The sequence below is a fragment of the Pseudomonas fungipugnans genome (assembly GCF_029955235.1).
GTDB lineage: Bacteria > Pseudomonadota > Gammaproteobacteria > Pseudomonadales > Pseudomonadaceae > Aquipseudomonas > Aquipseudomonas fungipugnans.
Genome location: NZ_JARBWL010000001.1, coordinates 3,066,691 through 3,087,661, shown reverse-complemented (window position 1 = coordinate 3,087,661; position 20,971 = coordinate 3,066,691). Strand labels below are relative to the sequence as shown.

At 60.0% G+C, this 20,971-nt stretch carries 17 protein-coding genes; 8 read left to right on the top strand and 9 right to left on the bottom strand.

Going from position 1 to position 20,971, the window contains the following annotated elements:
* Positions 1–134 precede the first annotated feature (134 nt).
* From POF45_RS13080 to POF45_RS13045, 8 genes are all read right to left on the bottom strand, one after another.
* Positions 135–2,057 carry a PrkA family serine protein kinase gene (locus tag POF45_RS13080; RefSeq protein ID WP_008027052.1) on the bottom strand — a complete coding sequence of 641 codons (1,923 nt, stop codon included), beginning with the start codon at positions 2,055–2,057 and terminating at the stop codon, positions 135–137.
* Between the two features lie 296 nt (positions 2,058–2,353).
* The gene (gene glpE / locus POF45_RS13075; protein WP_259497105.1) at positions 2,354–2,683 is read right to left on the bottom strand and encodes a thiosulfate sulfurtransferase GlpE; all 330 of its coding nucleotides are present in this window, start codon (positions 2,681–2,683) and stop codon (positions 2,354–2,356) included.
* A 33-nt stretch (positions 2,684–2,716) separates the two neighbouring features.
* Positions 2,717–3,598: a symmetrical bis(5'-nucleosyl)-tetraphosphatase gene (locus POF45_RS13070; RefSeq protein ID WP_259497103.1), complete on the bottom strand. Its 882-nt coding sequence runs from the start codon at positions 3,596–3,598 to the stop codon at positions 2,717–2,719.
* Positions 3,598–3,978 (bottom strand): Co2+/Mg2+ efflux protein ApaG, encoded by a 381-nt coding sequence (apaG, locus tag POF45_RS13065; RefSeq protein WP_259497102.1) that lies wholly within the window; start codon positions 3,976–3,978, stop codon positions 3,598–3,600. The genes POF45_RS13070 and apaG overlap by 1 nt, the downstream gene beginning before the upstream one ends.
* 123 nt (positions 3,979–4,101) lie before the next feature.
* Positions 4,102–4,920, bottom strand: coding sequence for a 16S rRNA (adenine(1518)-N(6)/adenine(1519)-N(6))-dimethyltransferase RsmA (gene rsmA / locus POF45_RS13060; protein ID WP_259497100.1), 819 nt, complete (start codon positions 4,918–4,920; stop codon positions 4,102–4,104).
* Positions 4,917–5,906 (bottom strand): 4-hydroxythreonine-4-phosphate dehydrogenase PdxA, encoded by a 990-nt coding sequence (gene pdxA, locus POF45_RS13055; protein ID WP_259497098.1) that lies wholly within the window; start codon positions 5,904–5,906, stop codon positions 4,917–4,919. The genes rsmA and pdxA overlap by 4 nt, the downstream gene beginning before the upstream one ends.
* Positions 5,903–7,225 (bottom strand): peptidylprolyl isomerase SurA, encoded by a 1,323-nt coding sequence (surA, locus tag POF45_RS13050; RefSeq protein WP_259497096.1) that lies wholly within the window; start codon positions 7,223–7,225, stop codon positions 5,903–5,905. Before surA ends, pdxA begins: the two co-directional genes overlap by 4 nt.
* Positions 7,200–10,010, bottom strand: a complete 2,811-nt coding sequence (locus POF45_RS13045; RefSeq protein WP_282315813.1) for an LPS-assembly protein LptD — start codon at positions 10,008–10,010, stop codon at positions 7,200–7,202. Before POF45_RS13045 ends, surA begins: the two co-directional genes overlap by 26 nt.
* Before the next feature lie 130 nt (positions 10,011–10,140).
* Between POF45_RS13045 and POF45_RS13040 the strand changes: the two genes are divergently transcribed.
* Genes POF45_RS13040 through POF45_RS13030 form a run of 3 tightly spaced genes read left to right on the top strand, consistent with a single transcriptional unit; the run spans position 10,141 to position 12,597 of the window.
* Positions 10,141–11,160, top strand: a complete 1,020-nt coding sequence (locus tag POF45_RS13040) for an aminoglycoside phosphotransferase family protein (RefSeq protein ID WP_259497093.1) — start codon at positions 10,141–10,143, stop codon at positions 11,158–11,160.
* Entirely contained in the window at positions 11,157–11,828 is a 672-nt protein-coding gene (gene murU / locus POF45_RS13035) for an N-acetylmuramate alpha-1-phosphate uridylyltransferase MurU (RefSeq protein WP_282315812.1), read from the top strand. Before POF45_RS13040 ends, murU begins: the two co-directional genes overlap by 4 nt.
* Position 11,829: 1 nt before the next feature.
* Positions 11,830–12,597 (top strand): TerB family tellurite resistance protein, encoded by a 768-nt coding sequence (locus POF45_RS13030; RefSeq protein WP_259497090.1) that lies wholly within the window; start codon positions 11,830–11,832, stop codon positions 12,595–12,597.
* A 128-nt stretch (positions 12,598–12,725) separates the two neighbouring features.
* Here POF45_RS13030 and POF45_RS13025 read toward each other — a convergent pair whose 3' ends face one another.
* Positions 12,726–13,724: an alpha/beta hydrolase family protein gene (locus POF45_RS13025; RefSeq protein ID WP_259497087.1), complete on the bottom strand. Its 999-nt coding sequence runs from the start codon at positions 13,722–13,724 to the stop codon at positions 12,726–12,728.
* A 73-nt stretch (positions 13,725–13,797) separates the two neighbouring features.
* Between POF45_RS13025 and POF45_RS13020 the strand changes: the two genes are divergently transcribed.
* The 5 genes from POF45_RS13020 (at position 13,798) to POF45_RS13000 (ending at position 20,971) form a co-directional block, all read left to right on the top strand.
* On the top strand, positions 13,798–16,194 hold the full coding sequence (locus POF45_RS13020; RefSeq protein ID WP_282315811.1) for a PAS domain-containing sensor histidine kinase: 2,397 nt from the start codon (positions 13,798–13,800) through the stop codon (positions 16,192–16,194).
* A 119-nt stretch (positions 16,195–16,313) separates the two neighbouring features.
* Positions 16,314–16,967: a response regulator gene (locus POF45_RS13015; protein ID WP_259497081.1), complete on the top strand. Its 654-nt coding sequence runs from the start codon at positions 16,314–16,316 to the stop codon at positions 16,965–16,967.
* A gap of 336 nt (positions 16,968–17,303) precedes the next feature.
* Entirely contained in the window at positions 17,304–18,428 is a 1,125-nt protein-coding gene (locus tag POF45_RS13010; protein ID WP_259497079.1) for an ABC transporter ATP-binding protein, read from the top strand.
* A gap of 42 nt (positions 18,429–18,470) precedes the next feature.
* Positions 18,471–19,514 (top strand): ABC transporter substrate-binding protein, encoded by a 1,044-nt coding sequence (locus tag POF45_RS13005; RefSeq protein ID WP_259497077.1) that lies wholly within the window; start codon positions 18,471–18,473, stop codon positions 19,512–19,514.
* A 209-nt stretch (positions 19,515–19,723) separates the two neighbouring features.
* Positions 19,724–20,971, top strand: a complete 1,248-nt coding sequence (locus POF45_RS13000) for an ABC transporter permease (RefSeq protein WP_259497075.1) — start codon at positions 19,724–19,726, stop codon at positions 20,969–20,971.

Below are 20,971 nucleotides of genomic sequence, written 5' to 3'. Positions count from 1 at the left end.
CCGGGGAGCTTCGAGTCATAAGCTTCAAGCTGCAAGACAGAAGCTTCAGAAACAAGCGGCGCGCGACATATGGCCACAATGACGCAAATAACACGTGTGTGGCGGTGGGGCGTCGTGTGTCGCTTGCCGCTCCCTTACTGGGATTTCCTGACCCGCAGGTACCACTCGGACAGCAGTCGTACCTGTTTGTCGGTGTAGCCGCGCTCGACCATTCGTGTGACGAAGTCGTTGTGCTTCTGTTGATCCTCCTTGCTGGCCTTGGCGTTGAAGCTGATAACCGGCAGCAGGTCTTCGGTGTTGGAGAACATTTTCTTCTCGATGACCACCCGCAGTTTTTCGTAGCTGAGCCAGGTCGGGTTCTTGCCGTTGTTGTTGGCGCGGGCGCGCAGGACGAAGTTGACGATTTCGTTGCGGAAATCCTTCGGATTGCTGATGCCAGCCGGTTTTTCGATTTTCTCCAGCTCTTCGTTCAGGGCCACGCGGTTGAGAATCTCGCCGGTTTCCGGGTCGCGATATTCCTGATCCTGAATCCAGAAATCTGCATACAGCACGTAGCGGTCGAAGATGTTCTGGCCGTACTCGCTGTAAGACTCGAGGTAGGCGGTCTGAATCTCCTTGCCGATGAATTCGATATAACGCGGTGCCAGGTACTCCTTCAGGAAGCGCAGATAACGCTCGCGGGTCTCGGCCTGGAACTGCTCCTGTTCGATCTGTTGTTCCAGCACATAGAGCAGGTGTACCGGGTTGGCGGCGATTTCGTGCGGGTCAAAGTTGAAGACCTTGGACAGGATCTTGAACGCAAACCGGGTCGACAGGCCGTTCATGCCTTCATCCACGCCCGCGTTGTCGCGGTACTCCTGGATCGATTTGGCCTTAGGGTCGGTGTCCTTGAGGTTCTCGCCGTCGTACACCCGCATCTTGGAGTAGATGTTGGAGTTTTCCGGCTCTTTGAGGCGCGAGAGCACGGTGAACTGGGCCAGCATCTTCAAGGTGTCGGGCGCGCAATGGGCCTTGGCCAGGGAGCTGTTGAACAGCAGTTTGTCGTAGATCTTCACTTCGTCGCTGACCCGTAGGCAGTACGGCACTTTGACGATGTAGATCCGGTCGATGAAGGCTTCGTTGTTCTTGTTGTTGCGGAAAGTGTGCCACTCGGATTCGTTGGAGTGCGCCAGCAGGATCCCGGTAAACGGAATCGCGCCCAGGCCTTCGGTGCTGTTGTAGTTGCCTTCCTGGGTGGCGGTCAGCAATGGGTGCAGCACCTTGATCGGTGCCTTGAACATTTCGACGAATTCCATCAGGCCCTGGTTGGCCCGGCACAGCGCGCCCGAGTAGCTGTAGGCGTCGGCGTCGTTCTGCGGGAATTCTTCCAGTTTGCGGATATCGACCTTGCCCACCAGCGCCGAAATATCCTGGTTGTTTTCATCGCCCGGTTCGGTTTTGGCCACGGCGATCTGGTTGAGGATCGATGGATAGAGTTTCACCACGCGGAACTGGCTGATGTCACCACCGAACTCGGCCAGGCGTTTGGTAGCCCATGGCGACATGATGGTGTTGAGGTAGCGGCGGGGGATGCCGAAGTCTTCTTCGAGGATCGCGCCATCTTCGGTGGCGTTGAACAGACCCAGGGGGGACTCGAACACCGGTGAGCCCTTTATTGCGTAGAAGGGCACTTTTTCAATGAGCTGTTTGAGCTTCTCGGCCAGGGATGATTTACCACCGCCGACGGGACCGAGCAGATAAAGGATCTGTTTCTTCTCTTCCAGGCCCTGGGCCGCATGGCGGAAGTACGACACGATCTGGTCGATGCATTCTTCCATCCCGTGGAAGTCTTCAAAGGCCGGATAGCGGCGGATCACCTTGTTGGAAAAGATGCGCGACAGTCTCGAGTTGGTCGAGGTGTCGAGCAGCTCCGGTTCACCGATGGCCAACAACAGACGCTCGGCGGCGGAAACGTAGGCGCTGCGGTCCTTTTTGCACAGCTCCAGGTACTCTTGCAGTGAGAGTTCTTCCTGGCGTGTGGACTCGAAGCGTTGTTGGAAGTGGCTAAAGATACTCATGACGTCACCTCGCTCGATACGTGGAGCCGACGCCGGATCACTCAGTCGATGCTGGCAGCAACCGAACAGGCGGTTGCTGTTTACCCCCCAGAACACTTGCAGGGCTTAAAGCCCCGAAAGCTACTCCCGATGACCCGCACGCCGGTGTACCGGCTCTCCCCTGTTTTGGATGGCCTGAGGCTAAGGATAGTTGGGAATTCGGCAGGTAAAGGGCGGATACGTAATTAGTTGTGGCAGACCGTTCGTCTGCCACCTTGCAAGCCCGCAGGAGTCGGGGCTTGGGCGTTACAAAAAAATTATTCGGACGTGCCTTGCGCTGTTTCCGAAGGATAAGTCGTACGCCACAGTTCGAAACCGCCATCCATGCTGTAGACGTCGGAGAAGCCCTGGCTGATCAGGTAGGCCGCGGCGCCCTGGCTGGAATTGCCGTGATAGCAGACGACCACCGTGGGGGCGTCGAGGTCGGCAGCCTGAATGAAAGCGTGCAGGGAATGATTGTCCAGATGCCTGGAGCCGCTGATGTGCAGCGCCGCGTAAGTTTGCGGGTCACGGACATCGACCACGACTGCACCTTGTTCGCGCAGGGACTGGGCCTGTTCCGGGGGGATACGTTTGAATTCGCTCATGGCGGGCTCCTGTGGCTCGGCTGAAAGCGCAGTCTAGCGCGGGGCGCTGGCTGACGTTGGTTCGGGAATATGTGGGGCGACTGGCGGTGCGGCGTGGCCATGCTCGTCGCATTTGCACAACAGGCGCTCGCCGGTGTCGACGTTCATCAGGGTCATGGACCCGCCCCACACGCAACCGGTGTCCAGGGCGAAAATGCCGGGCTCATCGCATCGGCCTTCCAGTGCCGCCCAGTGGCCGAAGATGATCTTCAGGCCTTTGGTCTTGCGGTCCTGATATTTGAACCAGGGAGCGTAACCCGGTGGCGCGGTGTCGGCGCCTTCCTTGCCCTTGAGGTCGAGTTTGCCTTCGCTGGTGCAGAAACGCATGCGGGTGAAATAGTTGGTGATCACTCGCAGGCGATCTACGCCCGTGAGGTCGCTGTTCCATTTGGTCGGCTCGTTACCGTACATGCCGTCCAGATAGGGTGCGAACAGGTTGTCGTCACGCAGGGCGGCTTCAACCTCGGCTGCACACTTCAACGCTTTGCGCAGTGACCACTGGGGCGGGATGCCCGCGTGTACCAGGGCGATATCGCGCTGTTCGTCGTAGTGCATGAGTTTTTGCTGGCGCAACCACTCCAGCAGCTCCGCGCGGTCCGGGGCCTCGAGAATTTCACGTAGCGTGTCGGATTTTTTCAGGCGTTCGATGTTGTGCCCGGCAGCGAGCAAATGCAGGTCGTGGTTACCGAGCACGCAGACCAGCGACTCACGCATGCCATACAGGAAGCGCAAGGTCTCCAACGACTGCGGGCCACGGTTGACCAGATCTCCCACCAGCCACAGCCGATCCCGTGCAGGATCGAAGGCGACTTGCTTGAGCAGGCACTGCAGCGGTTCGAGGCAACCTTGCAGGTCGCCAACGGCATACGTCGCCATCAGTGCAGTGCTCCGGGCACCGCCAGGCGGAATGGCGCGATGACGGCATCGAAGTGCTTGCCGTCGTCGGCGATCATTTCGTAGGTGCCCTGCATCGTGCCGACCTTGGAGGTCATGACCGTCCCGCTGCTGTAAGTGTGGTTTTTGCCCGGTTCGATCAATGGTTGCAAGCCTACGACGCCAGCACCGCGAACCTCTTCCACGTGCCCGTCACCGTCGGTGATGACCCAGTGCCGCGACAGCAGTTTGGCCGGTAACTCGCCATTGTTGTGCACAGTGATGGTGTAGGCGAAGGCAAAGCGGCTGTGCTCGGGTTGCGATTGTTCTGCCAGATAGCGAGTGACGACGCTGACGTCGACCTGATAACGAGGATCGGACATGCAAGAGGCCTTAAAAACGGAGCGGGACGCGGGGCGTAGCTGATGCAGCTCAGTCTAGGCCAAGTATCGGGTAGTAAACCAGACATCGCGTCTGGCGTCCTACCCGATAATGCTCGTCGTCTGTCAGTCGGCGGCAGGAGTTTGCAGGACTTGTTCGCTGAGCTTGTCGGCCAGGCGCACGAAGGCGGCCAGATCGAGCTGTTCAGGGCGCAGACTGCCATCGACGCCGGCGGCTTCGATTTCGTCATTGCTGAGCAGCAACTTGAGGGTGTTACGCAGGGTCTTGCGGCGCTGGTTGAAAGCTTCGCGCACGACGCGTTCCAGCAGTTTGTGATCCTTGGCCGGGTGTGGCAACACCGCGTGAGGCACCAGGCGCACGATCGCCGAATCGACTTTAGGCGGTGGATTGAACGCGCCCGGGCCAACGTTGAACAGATGCTCAACCCGGCAGTGGTACTGAACCATGATCGACAAACGGCCCCAGTCACCGCCACCAGGGCCTGCGGCCAGGCGTTCGACCACTTCTTTTTGCAGCATGAAGTGCATGTCGCGGATGATGCCGGCGTTGTTCAGCAGGTGGAAAATCAGCGGCGTGGAGATGTTGTACGGCAGATTGCCGACCACTCGCAGGCTGTTCGGCGCGGCATTCAGGCTGTTGAAGTCGAACTTCAGCGCATCGCCCTGATGCAGGTTGAAATTGCTCTTGCCGGCGAACTGCTGGTTGAGGATCGGGATCAGGTCTTTATCCAGTTCCACCACGTCCAGTTGGGCGCCGCTGTTGAGCAGGCCGGCAGTCAATGCGCCTTGTCCCGGCCCGATTTCCAGCAGGCGGTCTTCAGGTTTGGCGCGGATGGAGCGCAGGATGCGGTCGATAACGCCGGCATCGTGCAGGAAGTTCTGGCCAAAACGCTTGCGCGCCTTGTGTTGGTAGTGCTCGGTCATAAACGGGTCTCGGCCATCTGATAGGCGGTTTCCAGGGCGACTTGCAGGCTGCCGGTGTCGATTTTTCCGCTGCCGGCCAGGTCCAGGGCAGTGCCGTGGTCCACCGACGTGCGGATGATCGGCAAGCCGAGGGTCACATTGACTGCCGCGCCGAAGCCTTTGTATTTCAGCACCGGCAGGCCCTGGTCGTGGTACATCGCCAGCACCGCGTCGCAGTGCTCCAGATATTTGGGGGTAAACAGAGTGTCTGCTGGCAGGGGGCCACGAAGGTCCATGCCCTCACCGCGCAGACGCTCCAGGGTTGGTTCGATGATGTCGATTTCTTCATGGCCCAGATGACCGCCTTCACCGGCATGGGGGTTGAGCCCACAGACCAGGATACGGGGTCGGGCAATGCCGAATTTTTCTTGCAGGTCGGCATGCAGGATTCGCGTGACTCGTTCCAGCCGCTCTGGCGTGATGGCGTCGGCAATCTCGCGAAGGGGCAGGTGGGTGGTGACCAGCGCCACGCGCAATCCGCGAGTCGCCAGCATCATCACCACTTGCGCGGTGTGGGTCAGGTCAGCGAGAAATTCCGTATGCCCGGAAAAGGCGATCCCGGATTCGTTGATCACGCCCTTGTGGACCGGCGCGGTGATCATGCCGGCGAAATGCCCGTCCATGCAGCCTTGGCCAGCACGGGTCAGGGTTTCCAGGACGAAAGCGGCATTGGCCTTGTCCAGTTGCCCGGCGATGACCGGCGCGCTGAGCGGCGTATCCCAGACATACAGGCTGTTGGCCGGCGCCGGGGCGTCTGGCCAGCTGTCGGGGGTGACGGGCAGCAAATCGACAACCACACCCAGCTGCGCGGCCCGCTCAAGGAGCAGGTCGCGGCTGGTAATGGCAATCAGGGGGTGTGGCTGGGCTTGCGAGGCGAGCAGCAGGCACAGGTCAGGACCTATGCCGGCCGGCTCGCCCGGCGTCAGCGCGAAGCGCCGGGGTTTCACTTCTCTGCCTGGTCTGCACCAGGGAGTTTGATCTCTACGTATGCTTCGTCGCGGATCTGACGCAGCCAGGTTTGCAGCTCTTCGTCGTATTTGCGGTTACGCAGTACGGTCATGGCTTGCTGCTCACGGGCCTGGGTGGTGCTGTCAGTGGCGCGGCGGCCAAGGACTTCCAGAACGTGCCAGCCATATTGGGTCTTGAACGGCTTGGACAGCTGACCTTGTGGGGTCTTGGCCATCACTTCGCGGAACTCAGGAACCAGTACATTCGGGTCGACCCAGTTCAGGTCGCCGCCGTTGAGGGCGGAACCCGGATCTTCCGAGTAGCTTTTCGCCAGGTCGCCGAAGTCTTCGCCCGCTTCGATACGGGTATAGAGCGACTGAGCCAGAGCCTTGGTTTTTTCTTCGTCGCGAATCGGGCTCGGTTTGACCAGGATGTGACGCACATGCACTTCATCGCGCATCTGGGTCTCGCCGCCGCGTTTCTCCAGGATCTTCAGAATGATGAAGCCGCCTGGCGTGCGCATTGGCTGGGTCACGTCGCCGATCGCCATGGTGCTGAGCAGATGATCGAAGGGTGGTGGCAACTGAGCCGCTTTACGCCAGCCCATGTCGCCGCCTTCCAGTGCGTTGTCGCTGCCGGATTTGGCAATCGCCAACTGACCGAAGTCAGCACCTTGCTTGAGCTGCTGGTAAACCGCGTCCGCTTGTTTGGCGGCAGCCTGAAGTGCTTCGGTATTGGCGCTTTCCGGCACGGAAATCAGGATGTTGGCCAGATGAAACTCTTCGGAGAGCTGCATTTTGCCCAGGTCGGAGGCGAGGAAGTTCTTCACTTCCTGCTCGGACACCTGAATGCGTTCGGCTACACGGCGCTGACGTACACGGCTGATGATCATTTCGCGGCGAATCTGGTCACGGGCGTCGTCGTAATTGAGACCGTCGTGAGCCAGTGCGGCGCGGAATTGATCAAGCGTCATGTTGTTGCGCTGGGCAATAGTGCCCACGGCCTGGTTCAGTTCTTCATCGGTAATGCGGATGCCGGAACGCTCGCCGATCTGCAATTGCAGGTTTTCGACGATCAGGCGTTCCAGTACCTGCTGGTCCAGCACGCTGGTCGGCGGAACGCCGCCGCCGCGCTTGGCGATGGTTTGCTGAACTTCGTGGACCCGTTGGTCCAGTTGGCTCTGCATGACCACGTCGTTGTCGACGATGGCCACCACTTTATCGATGGACTGTACTGCGGCGCTCGCCGCAGTACCCAGGAACAGCGCGCCCAGCATCAGCGGGCGCAGACAATCAGAAAGCTTGGTCTTCACGTTCACGATAACCTTGAATGCCTTTGTCGAGGAAACTCTCTACTTTGGCGCCAGTGACGCCGCCGAGTCCCTTCAGAACGATTTGGAGGAAGACGCCGTGGTCGCCTTTTTCGTTTTGCGGGGTTTGCTGACTGATTTCATCAGTAGCAACCCAGTAACGATTGATCAAGCGCAGTTTCCAGCAGCAGTTGTCGTACTCGATACCACCGAAGGCTTCCAGGGTACGGTTGCGGTTGTAGTCGTACTGCCAGCGGCTGATGGCGTTCCATTGCGGCACGATCGGCCAGATCACCGAGAAGTCGTGCTGTACGATTTTGTAGTAATCCTTGATGAAACCAGGCTGGCCCGGGGAGAGGTAGTCACCACCGAACTGCCATTGACCGGTGTTCGGGTTGTAGACCACCTGGTCATTGCGATAGCGATAACCAGCGTTGATAACCTTGTTCGGGTTGTCTTCAGGCTGGTAGTGGAACATCGCGCTGCCCGAGCGCGGGCTGTGACTTACCGGGTCCCAGTTGTAATCGGCGGTGGTGCGCCAATCGTGGTTCCAGCGGTACTCGTATTCCAGCGCGTAAGGTGAAACATTGGTGTTTGCATCGGCGCGGGTGGCTGGATTGATGCCCGGCAACTGCACTTCACGGTCCTTGAAGTAATAGGCCTGGCCGACGCTGATGCGTTGACGCTCGAAACCATTGTCTTCGATCCAGCGACTGGTCACGCCCAGGGACAGCTTGTTCTCGTCACCGACACGGTCGGAGCCGGAGAAGCGATTGTCACGGAACAACGACGCATAGTTGAAGGTGTATTCGCTGGTGTCGAATACCGGAATGTCTTCCTGATTGACCTCTGGTACGTAGAGGTAGAACAGGCGTGGCTCGAGGGTCTGGCGATAGTTTTTACCAAAGAACTGGGTATTGCGGTCGAAGTACAGGCCGCTGTCGATACTGGCAATCGGAACGCCACGGTTCTGGTTACTGCCGAATTCGCCGCCAATGTACTTTTCACCCTGTGATAAAGCAAAAGCTTGGTTCTGGACAATTTCGCCCTTACCGGTGCCGTCCAAATCAAGCTGATACTGGGTGTACTGATACTTGAGTGTCGGTTTCAGGAAACCATACGTCCAGTTCAGAGGCAGGCTGACGGAAGGCGCCAAGTTTAGACGGTCACCTGTGGCACGAGCCAAGCCGTTAACGTTGGTATCAAGCTGATTGGAGACGTTGCCGTCTTCATCCGTAAACGAGCCGTTTTTCAAATCCCGGTCAAACCGCACGATCTCGGTGTTATACGAGAAGTCCAGCCCGCCCGGGTGATACGGTAGGGCACCATTGAAGGTGATCTGCGGCAGACGGTTATACGGCGTGATGGCTGCTACTGTCGCCAATTGATAAGCCTGGGCATTGATCGCCGCAGTGTAGGTATCACCACGGTAAGTCACGGAACCCTGCTGATTCACATAGTCAGCGGTCTTCACACCAATCTGGTCAGTCTGCAGATCCTGGAAGTAGTACGGATCGCTGATCTTGGTGAAGTCGACTTGTGTGGCCACACGCGAGTCGAGCCCACCCTTGTGCTGCCAGTTGTACATGTAGCGCTCACGGGTGTAATCGGTCTGCTTGCTGCGATCGGTGTCTTCGTCATTGAGGAACGCGCCACCAAACTGACCTTCGCTGGATTTGGTCAGGTAGCGGAATTCGCCTTCCATCAACAGGCCGCGCTTGCTCATGTAACGCGGGTACAACGTGGCATCGTAGTTCGGTGCCAGGTTGAAGTAGTACGGAGTGACCAGGAAGAAGCCGGTATCGGAGCCGGTGCCGAAACTCGGCGGCAGGAAGCCGGACTGGCGACGGTCATCGATCGGGAAATAGATGTACGGCGTGTACAGGACCGGAATGTCCTTGACCCGCAGCGTCACGTTGGTCGCCGTACCGAAACCGGTGGCCGGGTTCAATGTGACGTTGTTGCCCTTGAGCTGCCAGGCGTTGCTGTTTGGCTCGCAGGTGGTGTACGTACCATCCTTGAGGCGGATGATCGCGTTCTCGGCACGTTTAGCGTACAGCGCGCTACCGCGGATGCGCGATTTGTGCAGCACGTATTCGGCGTTGTCGACCTTGGCTTCACCGGTGTCGAGCTGCACATCGGCGTGGTCGCCGACGATCAGTGCACCGTTGTCGCGCACGCGCACATTGCCGCTCAATTCGCCACGGCTCTCAGCCTGATACAGGCTCGCCTCGTCGGCTTCGACCTGCATGCTGCCCTGGCGCATGACGACGTCACCGGCCAGCGTGCCGACCTGACTTTCGGTGTTATAGCGCGAGGCTTTGGCGCCGATATAGGTTGGAGCGTCACTTTTATTCGTCGTGTCATTCATGCCAGGACGAATCGGTTCGATATAGGAACCAGAGCAGTAAGGGCCGGTTTCGGCCAACTGCGCAGCGGTGAGCTTCTCGCGCGGAACCCAGTCAAGGTGGCTGTAGTCAGCACTGCGCGACTTCAGACCGCGGCCCTTGGCTTCGGTGACCAGTGCAGGTTTGGCCTCAGCGGTTTCGCTGGTGCCGCTTTCTGGGGCTGGTTCGCCGTTCGCGGTGACTGCGCTGCCGTCATGGACGGGACGCGGCGGCAAAACAGCTGCCGGCGTCTTGGGTGCACAGTCCCAGGCACCCGAAGCAGAGACTGAGCAGTCATACTGTTCCGCGGCGACCACGAATGAAGTGGCTAGAGGTTGCAGGGCCAGCAGACTGCCGGTAACCAACAACGGAAATTTTTTACGAAACGCGGGGGATTTCAATGCCATCTTATTAGTCCGGGCTTCCTGCGTGCCATCTGCCCGCGGTGTGGGCCGCACGCCTCTCGATGGTCTGAAAAAGATGCTGGATAATAAAGCATGACCCGCTTGACGGCTAGCGCCGTCGGAGACCCTTGCAATGCCCGACCAAGATGTACGTTTGCAACACCTGAAAGTTTGGCTCGATGAGCAGTTGACTGTGCTTTTTGCAGAACAGAAATGGGGTGCCGTACCCCCGGCCACATTGATCGCGGCCAGCAGCGACGCGAGTTTCCGCCGTTACTTCCGTTGGGAAGCTGAAGGCCGCAGCTTCGTCGTCATGGACGCGCCGCCACCTCGGGAAAACTGCAAACCCTTCGTGGATATCGCCTTTTTGCTGGCGAAATCCGGAATAAATGTGCCGAAAATTTTTGCAGAAGACCTCGAACGTGGTTTTCTTTTGCTCAATGACCTTGGCAACCAGACGTATCTGGACGTGATCGACAACGAAAATGCCGACGATTTGTTCCGCGATGCCCTGCAAGCCTTGCTGGCTTTCCAGCAATTGCCGATGGTTGCGCCGTTGCCAGGTTATGACGTGGCGTTACTGCGCCGTGAGCTGGAATTGTTCCCCGAGTGGTACGTAAAACACGAACTGGGCATCGAATTCGACGCAGCGCAGCAGGTGTTGTGGCAAAACGTCACTGATCTGCTGATCAACAGTGCCCTGGCTCAGCCCAAAGTGCTGGTGCACCGCGACTACATGCCGCGCAACCTGATGCTCAGCCAGCCGAATCCCGGCGTGCTGGACTTTCAGGATGCGGTCTATGGTCCGGTCACGTACGACATCACCTGCCTGTTCAAGGACGCCTTCCTCAGTTGGCCCGAGGAGCGCGTACACGCGTGGCTCGAAGACTACTGGCAACAGGCCGGCGCGCTGGGGATACCGGTTCAGCCGGACTTTGACGAGTTCCTGCGCGCCAGCGATCTGATGGGCGTGCAGCGGCATCTGAAAGTCATCGGCATCTTCGCCCGTATCTGCCACCGCGATGGCAAGCCACGCTACCTGGCCGATGTGCCGCGCTTCTTTGCTTATATAGAGGCAGTGATCGCCCGTCGTCCTGAGCTGGCAGAGCTGGACGTATTGCTCGCCAGCCTGCGTGCCGGAGCCAGCGCATGAAGGCGATGATTCTGGCGGCAGGCAAAGGCGAGCGCATGCGCCCGCTGACCCTGACCACTCCAAAACCACTGGTGCGCGTTGGCGGCGTGCCGTTGATCGAGTATCACCTGCGTGCTTTGGCCGCGGCAGGCTTCAGTGAGATCGTGATCAACCATGCCTGGCTCGGTCAGCAGATTGAAGAATACCTGGGTGACGGCTCGCGCTATGGCGTGAGCATCCAGTACTCGCCGGAAGGCGAGCCGCTGGAAACCGGTGGCGGGATTTTCCGCGCGTTGCCGTTGTTGGGTGACGAGGCGTTCGTGGTGGTCAACGGAGACATCTGGACCGACTACGATTTTGCCGCGTTGCGTCAGCCCATCGCCGGGCTGGCTCATCTGGTGCTGGCGGATAACCCGGCCCATCACCCGGCCGGGGATTTCATTCTGCTGGACGGGCAAGTGCGCGACGCACAGCCAGGCTCACCGACCCTGACCTACAGCGGGATTGCAGTGCTGCATCCGGCGTTGTTCAACGGCTGTACCGAGGGGGCCTTCAAGCTGGCGCCGCTGTTTCGCAGGGCCATGACCCAAGGGCAAGTCACTGGTGAACGGTTGGACGGGCTCTGGGTGGATGTTGGCACCCACGAGCGTCTGGCCGAAGTTGAAACTCTGATAGAAGCGAGACACTGAGATGTTGTGGCCAGGGACTCTGATTGGAGCCGGGGCGGGCTTTGCCATAGCCAGCATTCCGGGGGCCATGCTTGGCGCTTTGTTGGGCCAGGCGTTGGACCGGCGTCTGCACGTGCAGAGCTGGGCGCATTTGCGCGAAAAACTGGGCGGTCGTGCGGTGTTGCGCAATGACGAGCTGTTGTTCGTATTGCTCGGCCGTATGGCCAAGTGTGATGGTCGGGTGGTGGACGGTCACATCCAGCAAGCACGTCAAGAAATGCGTGCGCTGGAAATGACCGAGTCGGCGCAGCGTCGCGCCATTGCCGCGTTCAATCGCGGCAAGTCGGGACATGACCGGTTGCGCGGCTATCTGCGCCGCCTGAGTACGCAACCCCATGCGTCTGAAGGCGTGTTGCGCGCCTGTTGGCGGATGGTCTGGGCGGATGGTCGCGCCGGCAGTGCCGAGCGCGAGCTGCTGACTCAGTGGGGCAAATGGCTGGGCTGGACGCCGCAACAGGTGCAGGCACTGGCCAGCGATTACGAGCCGCAGAAGCGCCCGCTGGCCGTTAGTGGTGCGAGTTATCAGGATGCGTTGCGATTATTGGGTGTGTCGGCGACCAGCGAGCCGGCGCAGATCAAGCGCGCGTATCGACGCCTGCTCAGTCGTCATCACCCGGACAAGGTTGCGGGGACGGGAGCGACGGCGTTGCAGGTGCGCGAGGCAACCGAGAGGACTCGTGACTTGCACAATGCGTATACGTTGATCAAGGCGCGGCGGGATTTTCGTTAGTCGGGGAGATATTTGTTGGCTGTAAAGCCGTCTTCGCGAGCAAGCCCTCTCCCACAGTTGATTGCATTCTCATAAGAGAACTCGGTCACCTGTGGGAGCAGGCTCGCTCGCGAAGGGCGCGGCGCGGTCTATTGCTCAGCGACCGGCTGCGGATTCAACCAGCCACGCACCCGGCGAAACAGCTGCTCCTGCTCGGCCTTGGTATTGCCGGGCAGTGCCTTGAGCGACACCTGGCTGAACGCCGAGCTCTTCAGGCGCTTGCTGGCCTGCATCCGTTCCAGCGCCGCGCTGCGATCCAGCGGCTTGTCCATATAGAAGAGGTCGGCGGTTGGCAGCTTCAGCGTCGGCGTCAGTTCGGCCAATGGCGGTTTGGCCGTGACCGGCGTTTGCGCCGCGACCATCACAAACTTCTCCACCTGCGACGGCTGTTTTTCGCTGAGGTAGCGTGCTGCCCAATAAGCACCGGTGCCATGGCCCAGCACGACGATACGACGGGCACTTTGCTGGCTGGCAAAGGCAATGGCTGCATCGATTCGGGCGAAGATGTGCTCGGCGTCGGCCTTGGCTTGTTCCTCGGTGGTTTCTGCAACGACCTTGTCTGCTACGTCGGCTTCACCACCGGCGGCCTGCTCGATGGGGGGGGCGGTAGTCGAGTCTTTGTTGCCGGCGGTCGGTTTGGGCGCGGGCGCCACTTCGACAACGCGTGGCGCAATGGCATCGCTTTGCAGGTCGGGCAAGGTGATACTCAGGCTGCTCCATTCGACGTCCGGTAATTTGTTGCGCAACGGACCGACGGCTTGCGGCCAGTCAGCGGTTTCGCCAGCGCCCGGTACGATAATCACCGCACCTTTGGGGTCAGCGGTGTTGGCCGGTTTCCACAGGGCAAGAAAAGTGTCGGCGCCGGCTTGCAGTTGTTGCTGTTCCTGGGCGGGGATCTGGCGCTCAAGTGCGCTGGCATCTTCCTGACTACGCTCAAGCAGCGGCTGGCGCTCGACCGGTTTCTCTGCGGCGGTTTTTTGCGCAGCGCCAGGTGCTGGTGCAGGGTCGGCGGCCTCGACAGAAAAGGCGCAAGGCAGGATCAGCGACAGGCACAAGGCTGGCAGCGCCAGGCGGTAGACAGGGGGCATCGGATATTCCAGGCCAGAAGTTATTCCGGCAGCCTAATGGGTTGGTCAGTATTTGTCAGTGGTGAGACTTCGAATGATGCGTTTTTGCTGCCTGTGGGTTATCGGCTGTTTGTGGTTTCCCTTGATGAGCTGGGCGTCGTCGGCGCCACCGGCGCATGCTGCGCAGCTATCGGCGGCTCAGCAACAATGGCTGGCGCAGCATGGCGAGTGGCGGGTCGGGGTGGTTTTGCAGGCGCCCTATGCACAATACGACCGACGTTTGCAGCGCTTGTCCGGGGTCAACGTCGAGCTGATGAAGTGGCTGGCCAAGTCCCTGCAGGTCGAACTCAGCTGGCGTAACTTTCCTGACGTGGAGCAACTGGAAGCGGCGGTGCGTGAAGGCGAAGTCGATATTGCCCCCGGCTTGACGCAAACCCCTGGCGGTTTGCGTCTGTGGCAGTTTTCCGACCCGTACATGCGCGTGCCGCAGCTGATCGTCGGCGACCAGAAGGGCGCAGGTGTGGTGGAGCTGGAAAAACTCGACAGCCAGACCCGCGTTGCCGTGCGTATGCCCAGTGCCACCGCCGATTACCTGCGCGGCAACTTTCCCCATCTGAATATTCAAGGCGTACCGCTTGAACGCCAGGCCCTGCAATTGCTGGTGAGTCAGCAGGCGGGTTACGCGGTGATCGATGAGGCGCAGCTGGGACGCTTGTCTGCCGAGCCGGAGTTCGCCGGACTAGTGGTGGTGGGCGATATCGGCTTGCCGCAATTGTTGCGGGTTGCAACGCGTCGTGACTGGCCGGAGCTGGCCGGTATTGTCGAGAGTGCGCTGCGAACGATTCCGGCCAAGGACCTGGAACACCTGCACAATCAATGGCTGCAACCCAAATACCCAAGGCTTTCCGAGTCGCCGGGGTTCTGGCAGAACCTCAGCCTGTTACTGGTGGTGTTGCTGCTGAGCAGCATGGCGATCGTCTTCTGGCAGCGCCGTCAGCAACACAGTCTGGAGCAGCGGTTGTTGGCCGCGCGCGAGGACATTGCCCTGCGCGCCGCCAGTGAAGAAGCGTTGCGCTTGACGCAATTTTCCATCGACCAAAGCACGGTCGGCATTCTTTGGGTCAATTGGGACAGCCATGTGCGTTACGCCAACCGTGCCGCCGAAGTCATGCTCGGTTACCCGGCGGGCGGGATCATTGACCGTCCCCTCATCGACTTCGAGCCCGGCCTGCATATGGACCGCTGGCTGAATCTGTGGAAGCGCGCCCGGGCCAGCGAAGATGGGCCGCAAAGTTTCGAAACCAGCTGTGTGCGGGCCGATGGCAGCATCCTGCCGACGGACGTGTCGCTGAGCTTCCTGCGTTTTCGCGACAGCGAGTACCTGGTGGTCTACCTCAACGATGTCACCGAGCGCCGTCGCGCCCTGGCCGCGTTGCAGGAAAGCGAGGCGCGGTTGCAAGGGATTGCTGCCAATGTCCCGGGGCTGGTCTTTCGTCTGGAACGGGCACCGGTGACGGGGCAGATCGATTTCGCCTACATCAGTGAAGGCAGTGAGAGTCTGGTCGGTTATGCGCCGGCTACCCTGGCTCATCGCGACATGGGCCTGCGCAGTCTGGTGCATCCTGACGACAGGGCCAGCTATCACCAGACCCAGGATCATGCGCTGGATACCGACAGCGACTGGTCGTGGCAGGGTCGCATCCTCACCCGTCAGGGCGAGCAGCGCTGGGCCGAGATCAAGGCCATTACCCGGCGGCTCGATGATGGCGCCTATGTCTGGGACGGGATTGTCTGGGACATCAGCGAGAGCAAACGCATCGAACTGGAGCTGGCCAGTTCCCGTGAGCAGTTGCGCGAGTTGTCCGCGCACCTGGAAAGCGTTCGGGAAGAGGAAAAGGCCCGGATCGCTCGTGAGGTGCATGACGAGTTGGGGCAGATGTTGACGGTGTTGAAACTGGAGACGTCGATGTGTGAATTGGCCTATGCGCAGCTCGACCCCGGTCTTAATGAGCGCTTGAACAGCATGAAACGCCTGATCGCCCAGTTGTTCCAGCTGGTGCGTGATGTAGCGACTGCGTTGCGGCCACCAATTCTAGATGCCGGCATCGCTTCAGCCATCGAGTGGCAGGCCCGGCGTTTTGAGGCGCGCACGCAGATTCCGTGTCTGGTGCAGGTGCCGGACAATTTGCCGATACTCAGTGATGCCAAGGCAATTGGTCTGTTCCGCATCCTTCAGGAGGCGCTGACCAATGTCATGCGCCATGCCCAGGCGCATACTGTCGAACTGACACTGGCGCTGGAAGGCGATGAATTGTGTCTGACGGTGAGTGATGATGGCGTGGGATTTGTTCCTGCTATGGGTCGGCCGACTTCGTTTGGAGTGGTAGGCATGCGTGAGCGGGTGCTGATCATGGGCGGGACGTTGACGCTTGAGAGTGAGCCGGGGGAGGGCACGACCCTGAGTGTGCGGGTGCCGTTGGATGAGGTCTGAGGTTTTTGGGTGGCTGTACTGACGCCTTCGCGAGCAGGCTCGCTCCCACAAGGGATTTTTGGGTAGGTGCACAGGTATCTGACACACCCTGATCACAGTGGGAGCGAGCCTGCTCGCGAATGATCTTTAATCTGGAGAAAAATGTGATCCGTGTACTGGTAGCCGAAGACCACACCATCGTTCGCGAAGGCATCAAGCAATTGATCGGTCTGGCCAAGGATCTGCTGGTGGTAGGGGAGGCGAGCAATGGCGAGCAGTTGCTTGAAACCCTGCGTCACGTTCCCTGCGAAGTGGTGCTGCTGGACATTTCCATGCCCGGTGTTAACGGCCTGGAGGCGATCCCGCGGATTCGTGCGTTGAACAATCCGCCGGCGATTCTGGTGTTGTCGATGCACGACGAAGCGCAAATGGCCGCCCGCGCCCTGAAGGTCGGTGCCGCCGGTTACGCGACCAAGGACAGCGACCCGGCGCTGCTGCTGACCGCCATCCGCAAGGTCGCGGCGGGCGGGCGCTACATCGACCCGGACCTGGCCGACCGCATGGTTTTCGAAGTCGGCCTGACCGACTCACGGCCGCTGCACTCCTTGCTGTCGGAGCGCGAGTTTTCGGTGTTCGAGCGTCTGGCCCAGGGCGCCAATGTCAACGACATCGCCCAGCAACTGGCCCTGAGCAGCAAGACCATCAGCACCCACAAGGCGCGGCTGATGCAGAAGCTCAACATCACCTCGCTGGCGGAGCTGGTGAAATACGCGATGGAGCACAAGCTCCTCTGAGACCGTGCACTACCCCTGTGGGGGCTTGCTCGCGAAGCGCAGTGTCAGTCGCCATTAATGTTGCCTGACAAACTGCATTCGCGAGCAAGCCCGCTCCCACAGGGATCGTGGTGGCATGTCTGTTTGCGACATGCCGAAAAGCCATTTTTGCCATGATCTGCGGCTTGCAGCCTGAATCTTGTGGTCACCCTGCCTATCCCCGCCATCCCTGTAGGGCAATCCCTACCCCCAACCTTCCATCCGGCTGAGGCGAATCTCTCCTGCACCCCGATTTGCGCGGCTCCCAGTGTCCACTAGGCTTGATCCACAGCAGTCATCAACAAAAAAGGTGTGGGTATGAGTGAGGTCGATTCGAGCGTTGGGGCCAGTGACATTCTGGTCAGCTTTCGTGGTGTGCAAAAAAGCTACGACGGCGAGAACCTGATCGTCAAAGACCTCAACCTGGACATTCGCAAGGGCGAATTCCTCACCTTGCTCGGGCCATCGGGCTCCGGCAAAACCACCAGTCTGATGATGCTCGCCGGTTTCGAAACGCCAACTGCGGGTGAAATTCTGCTGGCTGGTCGCTCGATCAACAACGTGCCGCCGCACAAGCGCGACATCGGCATGGTGTTCCAGAACTACGCGCTGTTCCCGCACATGACGGTGTCCGAGAACCTGGCGTTCCCGCTGACCGTGCGCGGCTTGAACAAAAGTGATGTGAGTGACCGCGTCAAGCGGGTGCTGAGCATGGTCCAGCTCGACAGCTTCGCCCAGCGCTACCCGGCGCAACTGTCCGGCGGTCAGCAGCAGCGTGTGGCGCTGGCCCGGGCGCTGGTGTTTGAACCACAACTGGTACTGATGGACGAACCCCTCGGTGCGCTGGACAAGCAACTGCGTGAACACATGCAGATGGAGATCAAACACCTGCACCAGCGCCTCGGCGTGACCGTGGTCTATGTGACTCACGATCAGGGCGAAGCCCTGACCATGTCCGACCGGGTGGCAGTGTTCCATCAGGGCGAAATCCAGCAGATCGCGCCGCCCCGTACGCTCTACGAAGAACCGAAAAACACCTTCGTCGCCAACTTCATCGGTGAGAACAACCGCCTCAACGGTCGCCTGCACAGCCACACCGGCGACCGCTGTGTGGTCGAGTTGGGGCGCGGGGAAAAGGTTGAAGCCCTGGCGGTCAACGTCGGCAAGACCGGTGAGCCGGTCACGTTGTCGATTCGCCCGGAACGCGTGAGTCTCAATGGCGCCAGTGGTCAATGCGTCAACCGCTTCTCAGGGAGGGTGGCGGAATTCATCTATCTGGGCGACCACGTCCGGGTTCGTCTGGAAGTCTGTGGCAAGACCGACTTTTTTGTGAAACAGCCGATTGCCGAGCTCGATCCTGCGCTGGCGGTCGGTGACGTGGTACCGCTTGGCTGGCAAGTCGAACACGTTCGCGCGCTCGACCCACTTCTAGAGGCGAACTGATCGCCCCGGCAACACCAACCCTGCACGTGGAGAGAACAATAAATGTTGAGATCCCTGAAATTTACGGCCCTGGTGATGGGCATGATCGGTGCGTCGCACGCGATGGCGGCGGGTCCGGACCTGACCGTGGTGTCCTTTGGCGGGGCAAACAAGGCGGCGCAGGAAAAAGCCTTCTACGCACCGTGGGAAGCGGCGGGCAATGGCAAGATCGTTGCCGGCGAGTACAACGGTGAGATGGCCAAGGTCAAAGCCATGGTCGACACCAAGAGCGTGTCCTGGGACCTGGTGGAAGTTGAATCGCCCGAACTGTCCCGTGGTTGCGACGAAGACATGTTCGAGCCTTTGGACCCGGCGCTGTTCGGCAAGTCCGAAGACTACGTCAAAGGTGCGATCCAGCCGTGTGGCGTCGGTTTCTTCGTGTGGTCCACGGTACTGGCCTACAACGCCGACAAGCTGAAGAGCGCACCCACCAGTTGGGCGGATTTCTGGGACACCAAGAAATTCCCGGGCAAGCGTGGCCTGCGCAAGGGCGCCAAGTACACCCTGGAATTCGCTTTGATGGCCGACGGCGTGGCGCCGAAAGACGTCTACAAAGTGCTGGCCAGCAAAGATGGCCAGGACCGTGCCTTCAAGAAACTTGATGAACTCAAGCCAAGCATTCAGTGGTGGGAAGCCGGTGCACAGCCGCCGCAGTACCTTGCTTCCGGCGACGTGGTCATGAGTTCGGCCTACAACGGCCGGATCGCTGCCGTGCAAAAAGAAAGCAACCTGAAGGTGGTGTGGAACGGCGGGATCTACGACTTCGACGCGTGGGCGATTCCAAAAGGCCTGGACAAGGCGCGGGCTGAAGCGGCGAAGAAATTCATCGCGTTCTCGGTGATGCCACAGCAGCAGAAGACCTACTCGTCAAACATCGCCTACGGCCCGGCCAACACCCAGGCTGTACCGTTGCTGGCCAAGGACGTCCTGAAAGACATGCCGACCACCCCGGAAAACATCGCCAACCAGGTGCAGATCGACGTCAGCTTCTGGGCTGACAACGGCGAGCAACTGGAACAACGCTTCAACTCCTGGGCTGCGAAGTAAAAGCACGACCCGGTGGGAGCGAGCCTTTGTGGCGAGGGGGCTTGCCCCCGTTGGGTCGCGAAGCGGCCCTGAAAACCTGAAGCCCCGGTGTCTCAGAGACACCGCATGCAATGGTTTGACGACTGCTTTGCAGCCGAGCGGGGGCAAGCCCCCTCGCCACAAGTTCGCTTGCACATTCAATGATCGATAAAAGATTTCCGGAGTACGCCATGGCTATCGCCGTTCCCTTGAACGCGGGCAGCAGTCCCACCTTGAAGCAGCGCCTCAAGCGCGCCGAGCGGGTCAATCGCTGGAAGGCCCAGGCCCTGATTGCGCCGCTGGTGCTGTTTCTGTTGCTGGTGTTTCTGGTGCCGATCGTGGCGCTGCTCTACAAAAGCGTGGGCAACCCGGAAGTGGTCGGCGGCATGCCGCGCACCGTGGCGGCCATCGCCAGCTGGGACGGCCGAGGCCTACCGGCTGAGCCGGTTTACAAGGCGGCCAGCGACGACCTCGCCGAAGCCCGCAAAAACCAGACGCTGGGCGATCTGTCCAAGCGCTTGAACATGGAACTGGCCGGCTACCGCAGCCTGCTGACCAAAACCGCCCGTGCCTTGCCGTTCGCCACCGAACCGGCTTCTTATAAAGAAGCGCTGGAAGGTCTCGACGAGCGCTGGGGCGACCCGGCTTACTGGCAGGCGGTACGGCGCAACACCAGCAGCATCACGCCTTACTATCTGCTGGCAGCGGTCGATCATCGTATCGACGACCTCGGCGAAGTGGCCCCGGCCACCCCGGACCAGGCGATCTACCTCGACATCTTCGCCCGCACGTTCTGGATGGGCCTGGTCATTACCGTGATCTGCCTGTTCCTGGCGTATCCGCTGGCTTATCTGCTGGCGAACCTGCCGTCGCGGCAAAGCAACCTGCTGATGATTCTGGTGCTGCTGCCGTTCTGGACCTCGATTCTGGTGCGAGTCGCGGCATGGATCGTGTTGCTGCAGTCCGGTGGACTGATCAACAGCGGGCTGATGGCGATGGGCATCATCGACAAGCCGCTGGAGCTGGTGTTCAACCGCACCGGGGTCTACATCTCGATGGTGCACATCCTGCTGCCGTTCATGATTCTGCCGATCTACAGCGTGATGAAAGGCATCTCGCCGACCTACATGCGTGCGGCCATTTCCCTGGGCTGCCATCCGTTCGCCAGTTTCTGGCGGGTGTACTTCCCGCAGACCTATGCCGGGGTCGGCGCCGGGTGCCTGTTGGTGTTCATCCTCGCCATCGGCTACTACATCACCCCGGCGCTGCTGGGCAGCCCGAACGATCAGATGGTCAGCTACTTTGTCGCCTTCTACACCAACACCAGCATCAACTGGGGCATGGCCACTGCACTCGGCGGGCTGCTGCTGTTGGCGACCGTGGTGCTTTATCTGATCTACAGCTGGCTGGTGGGCGCCAGTCGCCTGCGTCTGAGCTAA